Annotated in this window: 16 protein-coding genes and 1 pseudogene; 10 read left to right on the top strand and 7 right to left on the bottom strand. The window is 65.4% G+C overall.

The features are described from left to right. Positions 1 to 98 precede the first annotated feature (98 nt). Positions 99 to 890, top strand: a complete 792-nt coding sequence (locus XI08_RS12850; protein ID WP_025575992.1) for a Bax inhibitor-1/YccA family protein — start codon at positions 99 to 101, stop codon at positions 888 to 890. A 292-nt stretch (positions 891 to 1,182) separates the two neighbouring features. Continuing rightward, on the top strand, positions 1,183 to 1,713 hold the full coding sequence (locus tag XI08_RS12845) for a GNAT family N-acetyltransferase (protein WP_027543951.1): 531 nt from the start codon (positions 1,183 to 1,185) through the stop codon (positions 1,711 to 1,713). 123 nt (positions 1,714 to 1,836) lie between these two features. On the opposite strand, the gene XI08_RS12840 is transcribed toward XI08_RS12845, so the two are convergent. From XI08_RS12840 to acnA, 3 genes are all read right to left on the bottom strand, one after another. After that, complete coding sequence (locus tag XI08_RS12840; RefSeq protein WP_025575995.1) at positions 1,837 to 2,208, bottom strand: DUF2794 domain-containing protein; 372 nt, start codon at positions 2,206 to 2,208, stop codon at positions 1,837 to 1,839. Between the two features lie 736 nt (positions 2,209 to 2,944). Beyond that, positions 2,945 to 3,721 (bottom strand): DUF1223 domain-containing protein, encoded by a 777-nt coding sequence (locus tag XI08_RS12835; protein ID WP_271574660.1) that lies wholly within the window; start codon positions 3,719 to 3,721, stop codon positions 2,945 to 2,947. 221 nt (positions 3,722 to 3,942) lie between these two features. After that, a complete protein-coding gene (acnA, locus tag XI08_RS12830; RefSeq protein WP_271574659.1) occupies positions 3,943 to 6,663 on the bottom strand; it encodes an aconitate hydratase AcnA in 2,721 nt (906 codons plus the stop codon). Positions 6,664 to 6,905: 242 nt separating this feature from the next. Here acnA and ccmA point away from each other — a divergent pair, with 242 nt between their 5' ends. The 5 genes from ccmA (at position 6,906) to XI08_RS12805 (ending at position 9,908) form a co-directional block, all read left to right on the top strand. Beyond that, positions 6,906 to 7,508: a heme ABC exporter ATP-binding protein CcmA gene (ccmA, locus tag XI08_RS12825; protein WP_271574658.1), complete on the top strand. Its 603-nt coding sequence runs from the start codon at positions 6,906 to 6,908 to the stop codon at positions 7,506 to 7,508. Positions 7,509 to 7,584: 76 nt separating this feature from the next. Next, a complete protein-coding gene (gene ccmB, locus XI08_RS12820; protein ID WP_011083299.1) occupies positions 7,585 to 8,253 on the top strand; it encodes a heme exporter protein CcmB in 669 nt (222 codons plus the stop codon). 91 nt (positions 8,254 to 8,344) lie between these two features. After that, positions 8,345 to 9,136, top strand: a complete 792-nt coding sequence (locus XI08_RS12815; RefSeq protein WP_271569921.1) for a heme ABC transporter permease — start codon at positions 8,345 to 8,347, stop codon at positions 9,134 to 9,136. After that, complete coding sequence (gene ccmD, locus XI08_RS12810) at positions 9,133 to 9,318, top strand: heme exporter protein CcmD (RefSeq protein ID WP_025576631.1); 186 nt, start codon at positions 9,133 to 9,135, stop codon at positions 9,316 to 9,318. The genes XI08_RS12815 and ccmD overlap by 4 nt, the downstream gene beginning before the upstream one ends. Then, the gene (locus XI08_RS12805; RefSeq protein ID WP_271574657.1) at positions 9,315 to 9,908 is read left to right on the top strand and encodes a DsbE family thiol:disulfide interchange protein; all 594 of its coding nucleotides are present in this window, start codon (positions 9,315 to 9,317) and stop codon (positions 9,906 to 9,908) included. The genes ccmD and XI08_RS12805 overlap by 4 nt, the downstream gene beginning before the upstream one ends. A 212-nt stretch (positions 9,909 to 10,120) precedes the next feature. Here XI08_RS12805 and XI08_RS12800 read toward each other — a convergent pair whose 3' ends face one another. Together XI08_RS12800 and ftsY are read right to left on the bottom strand one after the other, a co-directional pair. Continuing rightward, the gene (locus XI08_RS12800) at positions 10,121 to 10,723 is read right to left on the bottom strand and encodes a septation protein A (protein WP_271574656.1); all 603 of its coding nucleotides are present in this window, start codon (positions 10,721 to 10,723) and stop codon (positions 10,121 to 10,123) included. Between the two features lie 122 nt (positions 10,724 to 10,845). Next, complete coding sequence (gene ftsY, locus XI08_RS12795) at positions 10,846 to 11,790, bottom strand: signal recognition particle-docking protein FtsY (protein ID WP_271574655.1); 945 nt, start codon at positions 11,788 to 11,790, stop codon at positions 10,846 to 10,848. A 60-nt stretch (positions 11,791 to 11,850) separates the two neighbouring features. Here ftsY and XI08_RS12790 point away from each other — a divergent pair, with 60 nt between their 5' ends. Both XI08_RS12790 and XI08_RS12785 read left to right on the top strand, forming a co-directional pair. Next, positions 11,851 to 12,552 (top strand): RluA family pseudouridine synthase, encoded by a 702-nt coding sequence (locus XI08_RS12790; protein WP_271574654.1) that lies wholly within the window; start codon positions 11,851 to 11,853, stop codon positions 12,550 to 12,552. Positions 12,553 to 12,781: 229 nt separating this feature from the next. Then, entirely contained in the window at positions 12,782 to 13,891 is a 1,110-nt protein-coding gene (locus XI08_RS12785; RefSeq protein WP_271574653.1) for a DUF2336 domain-containing protein, read from the top strand. 216 nt (positions 13,892 to 14,107) lie between these two features. On the opposite strand, the gene mtaB is transcribed toward XI08_RS12785, so the two are convergent. Both mtaB and dapF read right to left on the bottom strand, forming a co-directional pair. After that, positions 14,108 to 15,361 (bottom strand): tRNA (N(6)-L-threonylcarbamoyladenosine(37)-C(2))-methylthiotransferase MtaB, encoded by a 1,254-nt coding sequence (mtaB, locus tag XI08_RS12780; protein ID WP_271574652.1) that lies wholly within the window; start codon positions 15,359 to 15,361, stop codon positions 14,108 to 14,110. Then, positions 15,361 to 16,236 (bottom strand): diaminopimelate epimerase, encoded by an 876-nt coding sequence (gene dapF / locus XI08_RS12775; protein ID WP_027543939.1) that lies wholly within the window; start codon positions 16,234 to 16,236, stop codon positions 15,361 to 15,363. Before dapF ends, mtaB begins: the two co-directional genes overlap by 1 nt. Positions 16,237 to 16,487: 251 nt before the next feature. Between dapF and XI08_RS12770 the strand changes: the two are divergent. After that, positions 16,488 to 16,727: pseudogene (locus XI08_RS12770) on the top strand (GyrI-like domain-containing protein); the annotation flags it as partial.

Here is a 16,727-nt window from a genome sequence, read left to right as displayed (position 1 = left end):
AAAATTTAGTCGGCAGACGTCGGTATCCGAGATAGAATTTGACGAACCGGCGGCATGGCGACCCTCATGCCGGACCGGCCAACCAACGGGAATCGACCATGTCGGACCTAGACCGTAACTACGCTTCTCCTTTCGGCAGGGCCGCCGGGCGTGTTGACGCCGCGACGGTCGACGCCGGTCTGCGCGCCTACATGCTGCGCATCTACAACTACATGAGCATTGGCCTCGCCATCACGGGCCTTGCCGCACTCGGCGTCTACATGGCCGCCGTGACTGACGTTCCGACCCCGGAAGCCGTCCGCGTCGGCAAGCTGTTCCTGACGCCGTTCGGCTATGCGATGTTCGTCAGCCCCCTGAAGTGGCTGTTCATGCTCGCGCCGCTCGCCATGGTGTTCGTGATCTCGGCAGGCATCAACCGTCTGGCACCCTCGACCGCCCAGATCCTGTTCTGGGTGTTCTCGGCGCTGATGGGCATCTCGCTGTCGTCGATCTTCCTGGTGTTCACGCACACCTCGATCGTGCGGGTGTTCTTCATCACCGCGGCGACCTTCGGTGCGCTCAGCCTCTACGGCTACACCACCAAGCGTGACCTGACCGGGATGGGCTCGTTCCTGTTCATGGGCCTGATCGGCATCATCATTGCCAGCCTGGTGAACCTGTTCCTGGCGAGCTCGATGCTGCAGTTCATCGTGTCCGTGGTCGGCGTGCTGGTGTTCGCGGGCCTCACCGCCTGGGATACCCAGCGGCTGAAGAACGACTACATCTACGGCTACGCCTCGGCCGGCGGTGACATCGCAGAGCGTGCGGCCATCACCGGCGCGCTATCGCTGTACCTGAACTTCATCAACCTGTTCACGCTGCTTCTGCAGCTCCTCGGCCAGCGCGACTAAGCACTGCGACGAGAGAACGGATACCAACCCCGGCCGCAAGGCCGGGGTTTTTGTTTGGGCCGGGAGCGCGCCACACACTCGGTGTCATCGCCCGCCTTGTGCGCACTTGCGCACTGGGGCGGGCGATCCAGTATTCCAGAGGCAGTCGTGATCAACCGAGGGGCCGCGGCGTACTGGATTCCCCGCCTTCGCGGGGAATGACGGCGGAGAAAGTGGAGGTGCGCTCGCAATGACGGGTGCGGAAGCAGCGTGGCCTCTTCCGGCCGTCGCAGGAAGTCTCTAATCTTTCCCCATGTCCGCACCCGAAATCAGGCCCACCCTTGAGGCCGACCTCCCCGCCATCACCGCCATCTACCAGCAGGCCGTCCGCGAGGGCACGGCGACGTTCGAGCTGGAACCGCCCGATCTTGCCGAGATGACGCGGCGCTACCGCGCGCTGGTCGACGGCGGCTATCCCTATTTCGTCGCCATCCTCGACGGGCGCGTCGCCGGCTACGCCTATGCCGGTGCCTACCGGCCGCGGCCGGCCTATCGCTTCACGGTCGAGAACTCGATCTATCTCGATCCCTCCTTCCATCGCCGCGGCGTCGGCTCGTTGCTGCTGGAGCGGCTGATCACCGAGTGCGAGGCGCGCGGCTTCCGCCAGATGATCGCGGTGATCGGCGATTCCGCCAATGCCGGCTCGATCGGCGTGCACACCAAGGGCGGCTTCAGGATGATCGGCACGCATCCCAATGTCGGGCTGAAATTCGGCCGCTGGCTGGACACGGTGATGATGCAGCGCGAGCTCGGCGAGGGCGCGAGCACCGTGCCGGGGAAGTAGGCCTCACACGGTCATTCCGGGGCGCGCGTAGCGCGAACCCGGAATCCAGAAGTTTTAAGCGAGCGATACGGATCGGGATTCCGGGTTCGCGACTTCGTCGCGCCCCGGAATGACGGCGTTGGGCTAAACCACCGCCAGCTTGCGATCGATCACCAGCAGCACGCGCTCAAGCTCGTGGCCGCGGCGCAGGATCAGGCCGGTCGCCGAGATCACGCTGTACATGCCCTGCTTGCGCGCGAGGCGCGGGTCCTTCTCGATGCGGTAGATCGGCACTTCCGAGGCGCGGCGATAGACCGAGAACACCGCACGGTCCTTCAGGAAGTCGATGGCATAGTCGCGCCACTCGCCGTCGGCGACCATGCGGCCGTAGAGGTTGAGAATTCGGCGCAGTTCGAGCCGGTTGAAGGTCACCTGGTTCGGCTGCGCATTTGCAGCGACGGGACGCGCCGCCGCGCGCTGCTCACTCGGATCGGCATCCTCCGACGTCAGACTCATGGGGCGCCTCCTCATCGCACGACATGATCGCGCCCGCGAAAACCGTCCCCGGAACCGCGGATCATGACAATCCCATGATTGCGCCAACTGTTCCCCGCCGCAAGGGGCTCTCGAGGGCTCTTTGAAGGGCTCTGGGTGCAACCGGTCGAATCCAGCGCGAATCGGAACACACGCAACGGTGGAACTCTGTCGCGACGAACCGTCACGGGATCGTTAGCAGGAATCATAGTATCGCCGCTTTTCCGCCCAGCGCCTGCCGCCCTGCATTGCGAAAAGACTTGTGTGCGTTGACCCGGTCCCTTCGGTTCCGGATTCCTCAGCCCCCAGCCCCCCGGGGTCGAGAGGATCGGGTCTGTACGCGCGACAAGGAGGGCCAACGCGAGTTGGTCCTTTTTTGTTTGTGTCGGGATGTGTCTGCCCCGCTGTCATTCCGGGGCGCGCGAAGTGCAAACCCGAAATCTATCAATCCGAATTTTCGAGTTGAGAAATGGATTCCGGGTTCGCGCCGAAGCGGCGCGCCCCGGAATGACGAGAGACCAGATTTTCCGAGACAATCTTAGGCACACTCTCTCCCCTCATCCTGAGGAGCGGCGCTCTTCGCGCGGCGTCTCGAAGGATCGAGGCCGAGCGGCATCAGCCGGGCCCGCCTGGTTCGAGACGCGCGCAAGGGGGCGCGCTCCTCACCATGAGGAGATAGAGCCAGACCGCACATCATGAAGAATGCGAAGCGTGCGCTTCAGTGCAGCGACGTGTACGCCGCGCCCAGCATCGGGCCCGGTTTCTCGCGGCTGCCGTCCTGGACATAGACCACCGCGCCGTCGACGCCGTCGCGCGTCAGGTTCTCGATCGGCACCGTCCAGCTTTCCGGACGACCGGTCCAGTCGCCGACCTTGAGCAGGTTGCGGACCACGTTGTGATAGGTGATCTGCTGTCCGCGATTTTCGCCTTTGGCGATCGCGATCGGCACTGACCTCGCGATCGAGCATATCCAGACCTCGCCGTGCGAGATCGCCGGCTCCTTGCTCGCGGCCACCGACACGTTGATCTGCTTGCCCGAGAGCGACATCGTCACCGGCACGCTCATCACGCCCGCGCCTTTGTCGGTCTTGCCGATCGCGCTCTCGATGCCGGCACGGTCGCTGCCGATGACATGCGTCGAGCCATTCACCACGACCTGCGGCGTGTAGACCTCGCGGTCGCCGCGCATGCGCGAATAGGCGCGCTGCCGCGCCGAGAAGCGCGAATCCGCCAGCGTGTCCTTCCAGCCGAGATAATCCCAATAATCGATCGGCATGCTCAGCGCGATGATCGACGGGTCTTTGGCGAGATCGCCGATGATCTGGTCGGCGGGCGGGCAGGAGGAGCAGCCCTGCGAGGTGAAGAGCTCAACCACGGCGCGGGGATCAGCCTCGGCGGGTCGGATAACGGCGACGATCGCGCAGATACCGAGTGCTCCCGACCAGAGGGCACCGGACCAACGTGAAATCGGATGAGAAGCCGTCATTGCTGTCATGTCGAACGCCGCACACCATTGCTCGTGGGAAGGGAAATCTTATCGCCTGATGGTCACCGTAGTCTTACGGGGCGCGGCACACTCAACCGTCCTGGCCGGAATTTCCGCCGGGCGGGCCCATCCGAAGCATGCCGCAAACGCGCGAAGGCGGCCTTGTGATAGGCCGCCTTCGTTTAACCTTCTACTCACTTCGCAGTGAGCCACCGTTCACAAATCCGCGCTTACGCCGCGAGCTTGCGCAGCACGTAGTGCAGGATGCCGCCGTTCCGGTAGTAGTCGAGCTCGTCCAGCGTATCGATGCGGCAGAGCAGCGAAACGCGCTGCAACGAACCGTCGCCGGAGACGATCTCCGCGGTCAGCTTCTGACGCGGCTTCAGATCGCCGACGAGACCGCGCAGCGTGACCTTCTCGTCGCCCTTCAGGCCGAGCGACGACCAGGAGGTGCCTTCCTCGAAGGTCAGCGGCAGCACGCCCATGCCGACGAGATTGGAGCGATGGATGCGCTCGAAGCTCTGGCAGATCACCGCGCGCACGCCGAGCAGACGCGTGCCCTTCGCAGCCCAGTCGCGCGAGGAGCCGTTGCCGTATTCGGCGCCGGCGAACACCACCAGCGGCACTTGCTCCTGCTGGTACTTCATCGCGGCGTCGTAGATCGACATCTGCTCGCCGTCGGGCCAGTGCTTGGTGAGGCCGCCTTCCGGGATGTTGCCGTCGGCGCCCTTGAGCATGAAGTTCTTGATGCGGATGTTGGCGAAGGTGCCGCGCATCATCACTTCATGGTTGCCGCGCCGCGTGCCGTACTGGTTGAAGTCGGCGGGACGCACCTGGTGCTCGCTGAGATACTTGCCCGCGGGCGAGGTGAGCTTGATCGAACCGGCCGGCGAGATGTGGTCGGTGGTGATCTTGTCGCCGAACATGGCGAGGATGCGCGCCTCGACGATGTCGGTGACCGGCTCCGGCTCCTTCTTCATGCCTTCGAAGTAGGGCGGGTTCTGCACGTAGGTCGAGCTCATGTTCCAGCGATAGGTCTCGCTCTCGACGGTCTTGATCTTGCGCCAGTTGGTGTCGCCCTTGAACACGTCGGCATACTTCTTCTTGAAGATCGCGGCGGTCACGAACTTCTTCATGAAGGCGTTGATCTCCTTCGTCGTCGGCCAGATGTCCTTGAGGTACACCGGCTTGCCGTCCTTGCCTTCGCCGAGCGGCTCGACGGCGAGGTTCTTGGTGACGCTGCCGGCGAGCGCGTGGGCGACGACCAGCGGCGGCGAAGCCAGATAGTTCGCCTGCACGTCCGGCGAGACGCGGCCTTCGAAGTTGCGGTTACCGGACAGCACGGCGGCCGCGACGATGCCATTGTCGTTGATCGACTTCGAGATCTCCTCCGGCAGCGGACCGGAATTGCCGATGCAGGTGGTGCAACCGAAGCCGACCAGGTTGAAGCCGACCTTGTCGAGATCGGCCTGGAGGCCGGAATCGGCGAGATAGGCCGCGACCACCTGGCTGCCCGGGGCAAGCGAGGTCTTCACCCACGGCTTGGCCTTGAGGCCCTTGGCGGCGGCGTTGCGTGCCAGCAGGCCAGCGCCGATCAGAACGCTCGGGTTGGAGGTGTTGGTGCAGGAAGTGATGGCCGCGATCACGACGTCGCCATGGCCGATTTCGTACTTCTTGCCTTCGACGGCAAAGCGCTTCGCCAGCTCTTCGGTCTTCTTGTACTCATTGGTGAGCGCGAGCGAGAAGCCTTCGGCGACCGCGGGCAGCGCGATGCGGCCTTCGGGACGCTTCGGACCGGCCATCGACGGTACGACGTCGGCGAGGTCGAGCGTCAGCGTTTCCGTGAACACCGGATCGGCCGATTTGGCAGTGCGGAACAGCCCCTGCGCCTTGGCATAGGCCTGCACCAGCGCAACGCGCGGTGCGGCGCGGCCGGAGGTCTTGAGGTAGTCGATCGCGGCAGCGTCGACCGGGAAGAAGCCGCAGGTCGCGCCGTATTCCGGCGCCATGTTGGCGATGGTCGCCTTGTCGGCGACGGAGAGATGATCGAGGCCGGGGCCGAAGAACTCGACGAACTTGCCGACGACGCCGAGCTTGCGCAGCATCTGCGTCACGGTCAGCACGAGGTCGGTCGCGGTGACGCCTTCCTTCATCGCGCCCTTCAGCTTGAAGCCGACGACGTTGGGCAGCAGCATCGACAGCGGCTGGCCGAGCATGCAGGCTTCCGCCTCGATGCCGCCGACGCCCCAGCCGAGCACGGCGAGACCGTTGACCATGGTGGTGTGGGAATCGGTGCCGACCAGCGAGTCGGGATAGGCGACCTCGAAGGTGCCGGTCTTCTTGCCGACCGTCATCTTCTCCTTCTTGGTCCAGACCGTCTGCGAGAGATATTCGAGATTGACCTGGTGGCAGATGCCGGTGCCGGGCGGCACGACGGAGAAGTTCGAGAACGCCGCCTGGCCCCACTTCAGGAACTCGTAGCGCTCCTGGTTCTGCTTGTATTCCTCGGTGACGTTCTTGGCGAAGGCCTTGTTGTCGCCGAAGAAGTTCACGATCACGGAATGGTCGATGACGAGATCGACCGGCACCAGCGGGTTGATCTTCTCGGCATCGCCGCCGAGCTTCTGCATCGCGTTGCGCATCGCGGCGAGATCGACCACCGCGGGCACGCCGGTGAAGTCCTGCATCAGCACGCGCGCCGGGCGGAACGCGATCTCGTGCTCCAGCGACTTCTTGCGCAGCCATTTGGACACCGCGACGATGTCCGCCTTCTTGACCGAGCGGCCGTCCTCATTGCGCAGGAGGTTCTCGAGCAGGACCTTCATCGAATAGGGGAGTTTCGAAATTCCCTTCAGACCATTCTTCTCGGCCGTGGGCAGGCTGTAATAGACATAGGTCTTGGCGCCGACCTTGAGGGTCTTTTTGCATTTGAAGCTGTCGAGCGAGGTCATGTAGGAAATCCCAATTGTTAGTTATACCCGGCAAGGGGTATTTTAACACCGTCAGCGAATCCGGCTGGGTCGCTTGCAGGGGCAGGTTGAGTTGCTGCATCAAGTAGTTCCGGGCTTATAGAAGCTTTCTAACCGCGCCGCCACAGCCACAATCGTACCGCAGCAATTCGCGAGCCAAAAATTCCCAAGCGCTACCCCAAGTTTTCCTGAGGCCTGGTTTGGACGGATTGATACGAGGCAAGATGCAGCTTTCCGGACGTGGGGTGATCTGTGTCCGGGGTGGCCGCGAGGTGTTTGCCGGGCTCGATTTCGAGGCCGCCTCCGGCGAGGCCGTGGCGGTCGTCGGCCGCAACGGCTCCGGCAAGACCTCCCTGCTGCGGCTGATTGCGGGCCTGCTCATCCCGGCCGGCGGGACAATCGCGCTCGATGGCGGCGATGCCGAGCTGACATTGCCTGAGCAATGCCACTATCTGGGCCATCGCGACGCCCTGAAGCCGGCGCTGAGCGTGGCGGAAAATTTGTCATTCTGGGCTGATTTTCTGGGCGGCGAGCGTCTTGACGCCCACGAGAGCCTCGCCACCGTCGGGCTCGACCACGCCACCCACCTGCCCGCCGCCTTCCTGTCGGCCGGCCAGCGCCGCCGGCTCTCGCTGGCCCGGCTGCTGACGGTGCGCCGCCCGGTCTGGCTGCTGGACGAGCCGACCACCGCGCTGGACGTGGCCGGCCAGGACATGTTCGGCGGCCTGATGCGCGACCATCTCGCCCGCGGCGGCCTGATCATCGCCGCAACCCACATGGCGCTGGGCATCGAATCACGCGAGTTGCGAATCGGGGCAGTGGCATGATTCCGATGGACCCTCAGCTTTCTAAGCGGCTGGACTCCGCCCGCTCCGTTCCCTCCCCCCTTGCGGGAGGCCGCCCATGACCGCCCTGTCCGCCCTCATCCGCCGGGATATCCGGATCGCGCTTCGCGTCGGCGGCGGGGCGCTGATCGGCGTGCTGTTCTTCCTGACCGTGGTGGTGCTGATGCCGTTCGCGGTGGGGCCGGACCTGGCGCTGCTGTCGCGGCTGGGGCCGGCCATTCTCTGGCTCGGCGCCCTGCTGGCGAGCCTGCTGACGCTGGACCGGCTGTTCATGGCCGACCACGAGGACGGCTCGCTCGACCTGATCACCATGAGCCGGACGCCGCTGGAACTCGCCTGCGCGGCAAAAGCGCTGGCGCATTGGCTGGCGGCGGGCCTGCCGCTGATTGTCGCAACCCCCGTGCTGGGCCTCCTGCTCAACCTCGACATGGTCGCGACCGGCGCGGTGGCCCTGACGCTGCTGGCGGGCACGCCGGCTCTGACCTTTACCGGCATGATCGGCGCCGCGCTGGCGGTGACGCTGCATCGCGGCGGGCTTTTGATGGCGGTTCTGGTGCTGCCGCTGTCGATTCCCGTGCTGATCTTCGGGGTCGCAGCCTCCCAGGCCGTGATCGTCGGTCCCATGTCGTTCGGCGCGCCGTTCTCGATCCTGTGCGCGCTGTCGCTGGTCAGCCTCGTGATCGGCCCCTTCGCGGCGGCGGCGAGCCTGCGGCATGGTCTCGACTGAGATGAGCTCGACTGACCTTGACCCCGATCAACTTTCGCTGCCCACTTTTATGCTGATTGCGTGAGTGCTGACCTGTGATTATCAGGATACCATGACGCTGATCGACCTCGCCAACCCGACACGGTTCCTCGCGCTGACGGCGCGGGTGTTGCCGTGGCTCGCGGCCGCGACCGTCATCCTGCTCGCGATCGGCCTCTATCAATCGGCTCTCGCGCCCGACGACTATCAGCAGGGCGCGACCGTGAAGATCATGTTCATCCACGTGCCCAATGCCTGGCTGTCGATGTTCGTCTGGGGCGTGATGAGCATCGCCTCATTGGGCACGCTGGTGTGGCGGCATCCGCTCGCCGACGTCGCCGCGAAGGCGGCAGCTCCCATCGGCGCGGCCTTCACCTTCCTCGCGCTGCTGACGGGCTCGCTGTGGGGCCGGCCGATGTGGGGCACCTATTGGGAATGGGACGCGCGACTGACCTCGGTGCTGATTCTCTTCCTGATGTATCTCGGCCTGATGGCGCTGTGGCGCGCGGTCGAGGATCCCTCGCGCGCGGCGCGCGCTGCCGCCGTGCTGACGCTGGTCGGCGCGATCAACCTGCCCATCATCAAGTTCTCCGTCGACTGGTGGAACACGCTGCACCAGCCCGCTTCCGTGATGCGCATGGGGGGCTCGTCGCTCGACAAATCGTTCCTGATCCCGCTGCTGGTGATGGCAATCGCGTTCACGCTGCTGTTCGTGACGCTGCACCTGGCTGCGATGCGCAACGAGATCCTGCGCCGCCGTGTCCGTTCGCTGCAAATGATGCAGGCGAGCCGTATCGCGTTTTCGAGCGAAATGGGCGCCGGTTCGCGTCACGACAACGCGTCGAAAGAAATTGGGGCCGCATGACGATGTCGCTCGGCCCCTACGCCTCCTTCATCGTGACGTCCTACGCCGCAGCCGCCCTCGTGGTCGCGATCCTGATCGGCTGGATCGTGCTCGACTATCGCAGCCAGACCCGGCGCCTGCGCGAGCTCGACCGCAGCGGCATCACCCGCCGCTCGGGCCGTAGCGCGATGGATCGGCCATGAGCGATCACACGACCTCCGCGAGCCCGCAGCGCCGGACCTTCCTGATGGTGCTGCCGCTGATCGCCTTCATCGGCCTGGCCGTGCTGTTCTGGTTCCGGCTCGGCAGCGGCGATCCCTCGCGGATTCCCTCCGCGCTGATCGGACGGCCGGCGCCGCAGACGATGCTGCCGCCGCTCGAGGGATTGCAGGCCGACAACGTCCAGGTGCCGGGTCTCGATCCCGCCGCGTTCAAGGGCAAGGTCAGCCTCGTCAACGTCTGGGCCTCCTGGTGCGTGCCGTGCCACGACGAGGCGCCGCTTCTGACCGAGTTCGCCAAGGACAAGCGCTTCCAGCTCGTCGGCATCAATTACAAGGACGCCTCCGACAATGCGCGGCGATTCCTCGGCCGCTACGGCAACCCGTTCGGCCGCGTTGGCGTGGATGCCAACGGCCGCGCCTCGATCGAATGGGGCGTCTATGGCGTGCCGGAGACCTTCGTCGTCGGGCGTGAGGGCACCATCGTCTACAAGCTGGTCGGCCCGATCACGCCGGACAATCTGCGCAGCGTGCTGCTGCCGCAGATGGAGAAGGCGTTGAAGGCGGGGAGCTGATCGCCGCTCGCGTGCGAGCGAAGGTGCCGGCCCCACACACCGCTGTCATGCCCCGCCTAGTGCGCAATTGCGCACGGGGGCGGGGCATCCAGTACGCCGCGGCCTCTCCCTATCTCGCTGCTGTCTCTGGAATACTGGATCGCCCGATCAAGTCGGGCGATGACAGTTGAGTGTGTGGCTGCGTCTCAGCTCGCAATGGCGAGCTGAGAGCGCTACCCCTTCCGCACATCCCCCGCGTCCGCCTCGCTCGTCTCCAGCGAGACCGGCTCGAGGTGGTAGCGCTTGGTCAGCGGCATCTGGGCGATGGCGAAGATCATGGTCAGCGGCGTCACGCCGAACACCTTGAAGTTCACCCAGAAATCCGTGCTCTGGGTGCGCCAGACAATCTCGTTCAGCACCGCCATGCCGGCGAAGAACAGCGCCCAGCGCAGCGTCAGGATGCGCCAGCCCTGCGGGGTCAGGTTGAACATCTGGTCGAACATGACGGCGATGAAGGAGCGGCCGAACAGCAGCCCGCCGCCGAGGATGGCGGCGAACAGGCCGTAGATGATGGTCGGCTTGACCTTGATGAAGGTCTCGTCGTGCAGCACCAGCGTCAGCGTGCCGAACACGAGCACGATCACGCCCGTCACGATCGCCATGATCGGGATATGGCGCGTCACCACATAGGAGGCGATCATCGCCGCGACGATCGCGACCATGAAGGCGCCGGTCGCGGCAAACAGGTTGAACTTCGCATTCACGAAGAAGAAGACGAGCAGCGGACCGAGTTCGGTCGCAAGCTTGAACAGCGGATGCGGCTGGGTCTTGTCCATTCTCTCTTCCGTCTCTCCCATCCTTCGAGACGACCGCTCCGCGGTCTCCTCAGGATGAGGACCTCATGTGTGGCACGACCTCATCCTGAGGAGCCGCGCAAGCGGCGTCTCGAAGGATGACGCTATTCGATTCCGGCGATCGCACGGGCGAAATCGCGCGCGGTGAAGGGCGCGAGATCGTCGACGCCTTCGCCGACGCCGATGAAATGCACCGGCAGTTTGAATTTCTCCGCGAGCGCCACCAGGATGCCGCCACGCGCAGTGCCGTCGAGCTTGGTCATCACGAGGCCGGTGACGCCGGCGGTGCGATGGAAGGCCTCGACCTGCGACAGCGCGTTCTGGCCGACGGTGGCGTCGAGCACAAGCAGCACCGCATGCGGCGCCGTGTCATCCACCTTGCGGATGACGCGCACGACCTTTTCGAGCTCGTTCATCAGCTCGGCCTTGTTCTGAAGCCGCCCGGCGGTGTCGATCAGGAGCACGTCGATGGCCTGCTCCTTCGCCGCCGTCAGCGCGTTGAAGGCGAGGCTCGCCGAATCCGAGCCCTGCGCGCCGGCAATGACAGGCGTCCTGGTGCGCTCACCCCAGATCTTGAGCTGCTCGATGGCGGCCGCGCGAAACGTGTCGCCGGCGGCCAGCATCACCTTGCGGCCTTCGGACGCGAATTTCTGCGAGAGCTTGCCGATGGTCGTGGTCTTGCCGGAGCCGTTGACGCCGACGACGAGAATGACGAACGGCTTCTTGGCCGTATCGATCTCGAGCGGCTTTGCCACCGGCGCCAGCACCTTCTCGACCTCGGTCGCGACGACGTCCTTGACCTCGTCCGCCGAGATCGCCTTGTCGTAGCGCCCGGTGCCGACGGCGTCCGCGATGCGCACCGCGACGGAGGTGCCGAGGTCGGCGCGCAGCAGCACGTCCTCGATGTCGTCGAGCATGGCGCGGTCGAGCTTGCGCTTGGTGACGAGGTCGGCGACCGCGGTCCCGAGCGAGGACGAGGTGCGCTTCAGCCCGTTGGACAGGCGGCGCCACCAGCTCAGCTTGGGGGGATCTGACGTGGTATCGTTCATGATGGCGGTGTGTTAGCCGTTCCGGCTCCCAAACGAAAGTCTTGACCGAAAGTCCTGCAATTGCTCGATGTTCCCGAATTGACCGCCGACGAAATCCTGGCGCGCGTGCTCCATCGCGACGGATTGATGCTGGTCATCGACAAGCCGGCCGGCCTGCCGGTGCATCGCGGCCCCAAGGGCGGCGCCAATCTGGAGGCGTCCTTCGACGCGCTCCGTTTCGGCCTGCCGCGGCCGCCGGTGCTGGCCCACCGGCTGGACAAGGACACCTCCGGCTGCCTCGTCCTCGGCCGCCATCGGAAAGCCACCGCCTCGCTCGGCCTGCTGTTCAAGCACGGCAAGATCGGCAAGACCTACTGGACCGTGGTCGAAGGCGGGCCTGCCGAGGACGAAGGCACCATCGACATGCCGCTCGGCCGACTCAATGCCGAGCGCGGCTGGTGGCAGAAGCCCGATCCGGAAGGCCAGAGGGCGATCACAAACTGGAAGGTGATGGGCCGGGGACATGGCCTGACCTGGCTTGCCATGGAACCGGTGACCGGGCGGACCCATCAATTGCGGGTGCATTCGGCCGCGACCGGCTGGCCGATCTTCGGCGATAACATTTACGGCAACGGCCCCCGCTTCGGCGAGCCGCGCCTGCACCTGCATTCCCGCGAGATCGTGGTGCCGATTTCCCGGAACAAGGAGCCGATCCGCGTGGTCGCGCCGGCCCCGCCGCACATGCACGAGCGGCTCAGGGCTTGCGGGTGGAACGGGGAATAACCCGCATAGCCGGTAGACCCTCATGGTGAGGAGGCGCGTCAGCGCCGTCTCGAACCATGAAAGGCCCCGCTGCTGCAGACGGGCCTCCATCCTTCGAGACGCCCGCTTTGCGGGCTCCTCGGGATAAGGAAGCGGCCCCATGGTTTACGAAACGTTCAGGGCTCGCCTCTAATGATAGCGGTTGCTTAGAACAAGCTTCCGTCAATCCGCTCAGGACGAGCCGCGCGTCATGTCCAAGGCCGAGCTATCGATCATCGACGAGGTCGAATCCGCACTTCGGATTGGCTCGGCGGAAAAGGGCCTGGAGACGGCCCGCCGCGTCACCGACCTGTTCCTGTCCTCCGCCGGCAGTTTCGACGACGAGCAGATCGCGCTGTTCGACGAGGTGCTCGAGCGCCTGATCGGCACCATCGAGCTGCGCGCTATCGCCGACATGGGCGCACGCGTGGCGCTGGCCGATATCAGCGCGCAGCTCGCGCCAATCGCACAGGCGCCGCCCTCCGTGATCCGCCGGCTCGCCAACAATGACGAGATCCGCATCGCCGGTCCCGTGCTCCAGGAATCCGCGCGCCTCGACGATGGCGAGCTGGTCAAGATCGCATCATCCAAGGGCGAGCCGCATCTGCTCGCGGTCGCCGGGCGCTGGTGGCTGAAGGAGATCGTCACAGACGCGCTGCTGGCGCGCCGCTATCCCAGCGTCAGCCGGCGGCTTGCCGCCAATCCGGGCGCACGCGTCTCCGGAAACGGATTTGCCGTCATCGTCGGACAGGCGGAGAGCGATCCGGAGCTCGCCGTCAGCGTCGGCGTCCGCGTCGACCTGCCATCGGAGCTGCGCCGCCAGTTGCTGCGCTCGGCGACCGATGTGGTTCGCACCCGCCTCTTGTCACGCGCGCCGCCGCATCTGTTCGAGGAAATCCAGAGCGCGATCGCGGTCGTCACGGTCGGCGTCGAGCGCGAGATGTCTGGTGTCCGCGATTTCGAAGGTGCCAAGCGCGCCATCGCCAATCTCAAGGCCACCGGCCAGCTCAACGAAGCGATGCTTTTCGGCTTTGCCAGGCAGCGGCGCTATGAAGAAACCGTCGCGGCACTGGCGGCGTTGTCGCAATCCACCGTCGAAGTGATTCGCCCGCTGATGCAGAGCCTGCGCGATGACGGCCTGCTGGTGCCCTGCAAGGCGGCGCAGCTCAGCTGGGAAACCACCGCCGCCGTGCTCGAAAGCCGTTTTGCCACCGGCGCGATGAAGCCGGCGGATCTCGCAAGAGCACAGGGCCATTTCGCCCGCATGACGCCGGAGAATGCGCGGCGGACACTGCGGTTCTGGCAGGTGCGGGCGTCGTAGCGGAGCGCGTTTAGGGAACCCCGCATCCACACTCCCAGTGTCGTCCCGGCGAAGGCCGGGACCCATAACCACAGGGAGAAATTTGGCGAGGGCTGTTAGTTACTCTGCTTCGTTGGGACAAGCACCGCGCGTAATCGATAGATCACGCGGTATGGATCCCGGCCTTCGCCGGGACGACGTTGGGGATATAGCGCGTCGTAAATCACCGCAACCGGATTACGTGGTCAGCCGCTCACCATCACTGCCACTGATCATACGCGGCACGACACTCCCCACCCGCTCGCCCGTGATCGCCACCGGCAGATAGTGCTCCGTGCGGCCCTGCCCCTGGCTCTCGATCAGCACATCGCGCGTTGCGCCTATTTCGGCTTGCAGCCGCTGACGCAATGCTGCCTCGCCGGCCGCACGCAGCCGCCGCGCACGTTCCTTGATCTCAGGCCCCGCAACCTGCGGCATCCGCGCGGCGGGCGTGCCGGGGCGCGGGGAATAGGGGAAGACGTGCAGGAACGTCAGGCCGCATTCCCCGACCAGATCGAGCGAGCGCGAAAACATCGCCTCGGTCTCGGTCGGGAAGCCCGCGATGATGTCGGCGCCGAAAGCGACGTCCGGGCGCAGGCGCCGCACCTGGTCGCAGAACGCGATCGCATCGCCCCGCAAATGCCGCCGTTTCATGCGCTTCAAAATCATGTCGTCGCCAGACTGTAGCGACAGATGCAGATGCGGCATCAGCCGTGCATCGTCGGCGATGGCATCGAGCAGATCGTCATCCGCCTCGATCGAATCGATCGAGGAGATGCGCAGGCGCTTCAGCTCGGGCACATGGCGCAGGATCTGCTTCGTCAGCATGCCAAGCTTCGGCGCGCCCGGCAGATCGGCGCCATAGCTGGTGAGATCCACCCCCGTCAGCACGATCTCGGCGTGACCACGTTCCGCCAGCGCCCGCACCTGCTCGACCACGGCGCCCATCGGCACCGAGCGCGAATTGCCGCGGCCGTAGGGGATGATGCAGAACGTGCAGCGGTGGTCGCAGCCGTTCTGCACCTGCACGAACACGCGCGGCAGGCCGCTCGCGAAGCCGTCGAGGAGATGCGGCGCCATCTCCTTCACCGCCATGATGTCGCTGACGGCGATCTTCTCGCTGGCACCGATGTCGAAGGCATCGCGCGTATCGCGCCAGGCATCGCCGCGCATCTTGTCGTCATTGCCGACGACGCGATCGACCTCCGCCATATCGGCGAACATCCGGCTTTGCGTCTGCGCGGCGCAACCGGTGACGACGATACGCGCCTCCGGCCGCTCGCGCTTCAGCTTGCGGATCGACTGCCGCGCCTGCGCCACCGCCTCGTTGGTGACGGCGCAGCTGTTGATGACGATGGTGTCGGAAAGACCCGCGCCCTCCGCCTCGCGGCGGATCACCTCGGCCTCGAAGGCGTTGAGGCGGCAGCCGAAGGTGACGATCTCGACGGACATCAGCCGACCGGCGCGAACAGCGCCGGATCGAAATTGCCCTCATATTCGAAGGTCGCGGTGCCCGTCATCAGCACGTGATCGTCGCGCTCGCGCCATTCGATACCGAGCTTGCCGCCGGGTAGCGTGATCTCGACATTGCGCTCGGCGCGCTTCAGCCGCGCCGCGGCGACGGCCGTGGCACAGGCCGCCGAGCCGCAGGCCCTGGTGAGGCCTGCCCCACGCTCCCAGGTGCGGATCGTGATGTGGTCGCGATCGACGATATGGGCGAGCGTGATGTTGGCGCGCTCGGGGAAGATCGGATGGTTTTCCAGCAGCGGACCAAAACGCTCGAGGTCATAGCCGTTGACGTCGTCGACCCAGAACACCGCGTGCGGGTTGCCCATGCTCACCACCGAGGGCGAATGCAGGATCGGATTGTCGATCGGCCCGATCTGCAATTCGATGTAGCGGGTGTCGCGAAACTCCTCCGCCAGCGGAATGTCCTGCCAGCCGAACTTGGGCACGCCCATGTCGACGGTGTAGAGATCGGGCGCTGGACCCTGCCAGGCATTGAGCAGGCCGGCGGCGGTCTCGAACGTCGCCGTGGCCTGCCCGGTCTTCTCGAAGATGCGCCGCACCACGCAGCGCATGCCGTTGCCGCAGGCGCCGGCTTCGGAGCCGTCATTGTTGTAGATGCGGATGAAGGCCTCGGTGCCGTCGAGCCGCGGCTTCTGAAGCACCATGAGCTGGTCGTAGGGCACGCCGCCGTGCGCAGATGCCACCGCGCGGGCGTCGTCCGGCGTCACCGCCGAGGCGGAATCGCGCATGTCGACAACGACGATCTCGTTGCCGATGCCGTTCATCTTGGCAAATGCGTGGTTGGCCAGCGCGCTCATGAAATTTCCTGAATTTCGCCTGCCTTATATGGCGATCCTTGGCCGCTTGGCCAGTGATTTGCCGCCGGGCGCCGGGACGTCCGCCATGACGCATCTGTCATGGGACGAATTCGGCGCTCGCGTGTTAGAACGGCGCGGCTTGCGCGAACCGGGATGCGCGGCGGGATTGAGGCCTTGGTGGGTAAGGTCTTGATGAATTTAGGGCCTTGCTGAAGCAAGGGCTTGATGAGTTAAGGCCTGGGGAGAAAAAAATGATTGGCTTTCGTCGTCTCGCTCTGGCCGCGCTGATCCCGGCAGCGGCCTTGTCGTTTGGCCTGTCCGGCGCTCTGGCACAGACGCCGAGCCCGGCGCCGGCCGCCTCGGCAAGTCCTTCTCCGATCAGTCCCTCGCCGGCTCCGTCGGCGTCGCCCGCCCCGGCCGCGAGCGCCTCGCCCGCCCCAGCGGCATCGCCGGCGGCCAGCGCCTCACCCTCACCCAGCCCGGCCGCACCG

Origin of the sequence: Bradyrhizobium sp. CCBAU 11361 (assembly GCF_028128935.1) — a bacterium.
Classification (GTDB): domain Bacteria; phylum Pseudomonadota; class Alphaproteobacteria; order Rhizobiales; family Xanthobacteraceae; genus Bradyrhizobium; species Bradyrhizobium niftali.
Note: the sequence above shows the minus strand (reverse complement) of the source record. Positions and strands in the feature narration are given on the sequence as shown.

Bases quoted from the DNA above. Each gene is read 5' to 3' on its own strand.
- XI08_RS12850 (WP_025575992.1), top strand. From the start codon at position 99: ATGTCGGACCTAGACCGTAACTACGCTTCTCCTTTCGGCAGGGCCGCC.
- XI08_RS12845 (WP_027543951.1), top strand. From the start codon at position 1,183: ATGTCCGCACCCGAAATCAGGCCCACCCTTGAGGCCGACCTCCCCGCC.
- XI08_RS12840 (WP_025575995.1), bottom strand. From the start codon at position 2,208: ATGAGTCTGACGTCGGAGGATGCCGATCCGAGTGAGCAGCGCGCGGCG.
- XI08_RS12835 (WP_271574660.1), bottom strand. From the start codon at position 3,721: ATGACAGCAATGACGGCTTCTCATCCGATTTCACGTTGGTCCGGTGCC.
- acnA (WP_271574659.1), bottom strand. From the start codon at position 6,663: ATGACCTCGCTCGACAGCTTCAAATGCAAAAAGACCCTCAAGGTCGGC.
- ccmA (WP_271574658.1), top strand. From the start codon at position 6,906: ATGCAGCTTTCCGGACGTGGGGTGATCTGTGTCCGGGGTGGCCGCGAG.
- ccmB (WP_011083299.1), top strand. From the start codon at position 7,585: ATGACCGCCCTGTCCGCCCTCATCCGCCGGGATATCCGGATCGCGCTT.
- XI08_RS12815 (WP_271569921.1), top strand. From the start codon at position 8,345: ATGACGCTGATCGACCTCGCCAACCCGACACGGTTCCTCGCGCTGACG.
- ccmD (WP_025576631.1), top strand. From the start codon at position 9,133: ATGACGATGTCGCTCGGCCCCTACGCCTCCTTCATCGTGACGTCCTAC.
- XI08_RS12805 (WP_271574657.1), top strand. From the start codon at position 9,315: ATGAGCGATCACACGACCTCCGCGAGCCCGCAGCGCCGGACCTTCCTG.
- XI08_RS12800 (WP_271574656.1), bottom strand. From the start codon at position 10,723: ATGGACAAGACCCAGCCGCATCCGCTGTTCAAGCTTGCGACCGAACTC.
- ftsY (WP_271574655.1), bottom strand. From the start codon at position 11,790: ATGAACGATACCACGTCAGATCCCCCCAAGCTGAGCTGGTGGCGCCGC.
- XI08_RS12785 (WP_271574653.1), top strand. From the start codon at position 12,782: ATGTCCAAGGCCGAGCTATCGATCATCGACGAGGTCGAATCCGCACTT.
- mtaB (WP_271574652.1), bottom strand. From the start codon at position 15,361: ATGTCCGTCGAGATCGTCACCTTCGGCTGCCGCCTCAACGCCTTCGAG.
- dapF (WP_027543939.1), bottom strand. From the start codon at position 16,236: ATGAGCGCGCTGGCCAACCACGCATTTGCCAAGATGAACGGCATCGGC.